At 67.1% G+C, this 3,646-nt stretch carries 3 protein-coding genes; 1 reads left to right on the top strand and 2 read right to left on the bottom strand.

Going from position 1 to position 3,646, the window contains the following annotated elements; genetic code table 11:
- Positions 1-265 precede the first annotated feature (265 nt).
- Entirely contained in the window at positions 266-808 is a 543-nt protein-coding gene (locus tag HCJ93_RS28950) for a DUF1707 SHOCT-like domain-containing protein (protein WP_125505179.1), read from the top strand.
- A gap of 43 nt (positions 809-851) precedes the next feature.
- On the opposite strand, the gene HCJ93_RS28945 is transcribed toward HCJ93_RS28950, so the two are convergent.
- Both HCJ93_RS28945 and HCJ93_RS28940 read right to left on the bottom strand, forming a co-directional pair.
- Positions 852-1,331, bottom strand: coding sequence for an ASCH domain-containing protein (locus HCJ93_RS28945; protein WP_224219990.1), 480 nt, complete (start codon positions 1,329-1,331; stop codon positions 852-854).
- Complete coding sequence (locus HCJ93_RS28940) at positions 1,328-3,394, bottom strand: GNAT family N-acetyltransferase (RefSeq protein WP_167998792.1); 2,067 nt, start codon at positions 3,392-3,394, stop codon at positions 1,328-1,330. Before HCJ93_RS28940 ends, HCJ93_RS28945 begins: the two co-directional genes overlap by 4 nt.
- Between the last annotated feature and the right edge of the window lie 252 nt (positions 3,395-3,646).

Raw genomic sequence — 3,646 nt, 5'->3', positions numbered from 1 at the left:
TTAGTCCAATCAGAGGGCGGCGTGCCCTCGGCGTGCCCTAAGTCGAGTCCAGGCCGCCACACCAGCGCCATTCGGGTGCCCAGCAGGCATCAACCTGCCCCGGCGTCCCATATCGCGAGACGCAATTCGTGTGACCTGCGCCACATAGGGCGCAAAGGGTCACCAAGACGCATACGCAAAGGGTGGTTTGCGGGACGGGTGGCGCCCCGGTCTCCGGGCCTGCCTTGACGGGTTTACCTCGCCGACTCGGCAGTACGGTGAACCCGTGACCTCCTTACCGGAAGAATCGCCCTCACTGATCCGTGAAGGCGACCGCGAGGCAGCCGTGCGACGTCTGCAGGAGGCGTACGCGGAAGGGCTCATCCCACACGAGGTGTTGGACGAGCACCTCCACCAGGTGCTCAGCGCCAAGACGCGGAGCGAACTCGCGTCCGCTCTGGTCGCGCTCCCGGAGGAGCAACCGGGAAGCACTGCCACGATCGCCGCCGCCGGTGGGCGGATCAAGCGGCGTGGCGCGTGGCGGGTGCCTCGGGTCCTCAAGGTCGAGTCAGCATATGGAAGGGTGCGCCTGGACCTGTCCCGGGCGGTCATCGAGCACCCGATCGTCGACATCGAGCTGCAACTGGGAACCGACGGGGCCCGGATCACGGTGCCCCGGGACGCGGTGGTCGACGTCGAAGGACTGAGCACGGGATGGAAGGACCTGCGCTACAAGATCCCGCGACAGCCCCGGCCCGGCGGGCCGACGATTCGAATCTCCGGGGTCATGGGATACGGACGCTTGAAGATTCGCCACGCCCTGCGTTGAAGCCCCGTCCGGTGCTTCGGCCCCGCCGGCGGCGAGTGCAGCACTAGGCGGGTACCAGGTCTCCCAGCGCCTCGCGAAGCGCCGTGCCCACGACAGGTCCCGCCACGGCCACCTGTCGAAGCTCGTCGCCCTTCATGTAGCGGTAGCTCTGCGGAGGGTGGAAGGACCCGGCGGAGCGCAGCGCATTGAGCGATACCGGCTCATCGAAGGAGACAGGATTCTCCATCGTGAGACCGCTCGCCTGCCTCGCGCCGCTCATGTAGGCGTCGTACTCCCGCCGGGTGATCCCGGTCTGTCCCCGATGAGCCGACCAGACCTCGCTGGGCGTGGCGACGTAGATGGCGGCAATGCGCGCCATGCCCACCACCGCCATGGTGGGCGCGGTCGCGTACAAGAGGACGGGCGTTCCCGGAGGCGCGGCGACGCGCTGGCGGCGAACCTCCACCGTCTTGCTGCCGGCCAGGATCGCGTTGGCGAAGCGCGGGTGGACGGACAGCAGCATCGCGCGTTCCGGATCGCTCACGTCGTTCGGTGCCCCTCTTGGTAAACCGCCTGGAACAGCTCACTGCTGATCTTGGACAGCGAGATCAGCGAGCCAGGCGACCACGTTAGCCCCCGGCCCCTGGCCAGCGAGGTCAATCGGCGCAGCGTCACCGGCTTCGGGAAGATCTCAGTGTCCGAGAACCTCAGCGCCATGGCGTGACCGGACGCGTCTGCAGCCCTCTCGACCTCAGCCCGACCATATACGCCCAGGTGTTCGAATTTCGAGAACAGAACATCCGGAGTGTCGATGAGCACCTCGTCGAGCCGCGAGCTGCCCACCACCATCTGACCCTCTCCCGTGGAGTTGCCGTCGCTGACGTACCAGAGCAGTCGAGCCGGGACGCTCTCTCCTCGACGCTGCGAAGATCGGTAGTAGACGTGTTCCCTGCTGATGCCCAGGGCGTCGCTCCGCGCGATGAGCATGGCCGGGACGTTGAACAGCTCAGTCGACCAGCGCGGCTTGATGGGCACCATGAAGGACGGCAGCTCGGAGTCGATGACCTTGGCCGGCCACCACGCACGCTCCAGCACGGCGGTCACCTCCGCCGGCATGCCGACGTCGAGCACGGTCGCATCGACAGCAAGCTCTCGGGCCAACCCGCCGGCCACCACCTCCACCTCGGCGGCGGTCCCGCACACGTTCACCAGGAGCGCGACGAGCTCGCCGTTGTGCTCGAAGAAGCCGTCGTCACCGGCCGCGGCCCGCGCCGCCTCGGAGGGGTGCGGATCACTGATGCGGACGATCTCGGCCCCGCAATCCCTCCCGAGCCGCTTAAGCAGGAAGAGGAGCTGCCGGGCCAGGGTCTCTTCCAGGGGGTGGCCAGCTGTGCGAAGGACGGGTACAACCAGGGTTCGGCCGTCCAGCGACCACGCGTAGAGGGCGACCGGTCGGCCCTGGCCGTCCCGGAGAAGCTCACGACGCCATGCGATCCCGCCCTCGTTCAGCGACCGCAGCCGCTCAGAAAAGGCTGAGCCGTCGTCAGCGCCCGACTGCTCGAAGAAGGCGACCAGTTCATCCTCCGCGCCCGGCGCCACCTCCGCGGACCGGAACTCCGTCCCCATCAGGTCAGCCGGGCGATACACCTGGGCCTGCCGCAGCTCATCGACGTGAAGCGTCACGGTCGACGGTGAGACGACCCGGACGCGAGCCACCTCCCAGGCCACATCTGTCAGGCGAGACAGCAGCGGATCACGGGTCGCCAGGACTTGTAGACCAGCACACGAGGTCTCGGCCACATACCGCATGCCTCGCAGAAGTGCTGGGTTGGCAGCCAGGCCGGGAACCGCCTGCGTAGCGGCTTGCACCAGTTCGCGGGTTCGCTCCTCCACGGCCGCGGAGCCGGTAGAGAGCTTGTGGAGCCCGGTCAGCGCCGCCTGCTGGTGCTGACGCTCTGCCGTGTCCGTGAGGTCCCGGATCTGATGGACCAACTGCGGGGTGTAGGCAAACTCAACGAGATCCGCCATCCATCCGGCTTCGAGCGCACGGGACTCCTCGGCACCGGTGGTGTCCGTGAGGCCGCGCAGATCGGCGAACACACCATGGTCGACCGTCACCACGAGGAGCGCGTCGCTCTCCATCTCCGTGAACAGGTCCGGATGGCCGAGGTCCAGCCACCAGCCGTCCAAGATCTCCCCGTCACGACCACGCCCACGGACCTCACCGTCCGGAACGAAGCCCAGACTCCTCCACATCCCGCTCAGGTCATAGTCCCGACGGCACTTGGCCTTGATCCCAAGGCGTTGTGGATACCGCTCCTTGATGCCCTCCACCAGACGGCCCGCAATTCCCCGCCCCCGTTCCTCCTCAGCCACACACAGGTGCGCGAGTCGGATACGCGCGCTCCTCTTCGGCAGCCCGAACAGCGCGTAGCCGATCACTTCGCCGGCCTCGACCGCGACCAGAAGGCCACCGTCCTCAGCTGCCTTCTCATAGGCAGGAGGCGTCAGAAGCCCCAGCGTCTTCGTGTACCGGTCCCCCAGGGCTATGGCCTTAACGATCAACTCTTCTTGCGCGGGCGAAACGGACACCAGCTTGATCGCCATTACTACCCCCTCCAGCTGTGGCTGATCGCGACCGGCCACAACTCCCCTGTCACTGCATACAGGGAGAAGCTGATCTCAGTTGCTGCCATCCCTCAAGGGGGCACGAGGGGCGCACGGTGCTGCGGAGACCGTCGCCTGCCTCCAGAGTCCGGCCGATGGAACCGTCCCGCCGGACTCGTAGCCCCGATACCGGTCCGCCTAATTGGCTTCCGACCGATCGGCACCCGCCTCACGCAAGCGCTCGCGCACTTC

It is taken from the genome of Streptomyces composti (assembly GCF_012034205.1).
GTDB classification, from domain to species: domain Bacteria; phylum Actinomycetota; class Actinomycetes; order Streptomycetales; family Streptomycetaceae; genus Streptomyces; species Streptomyces composti.
Note: the sequence above shows the minus strand (reverse complement) of the source record. Positions and strands in the feature narration are given on the sequence as shown.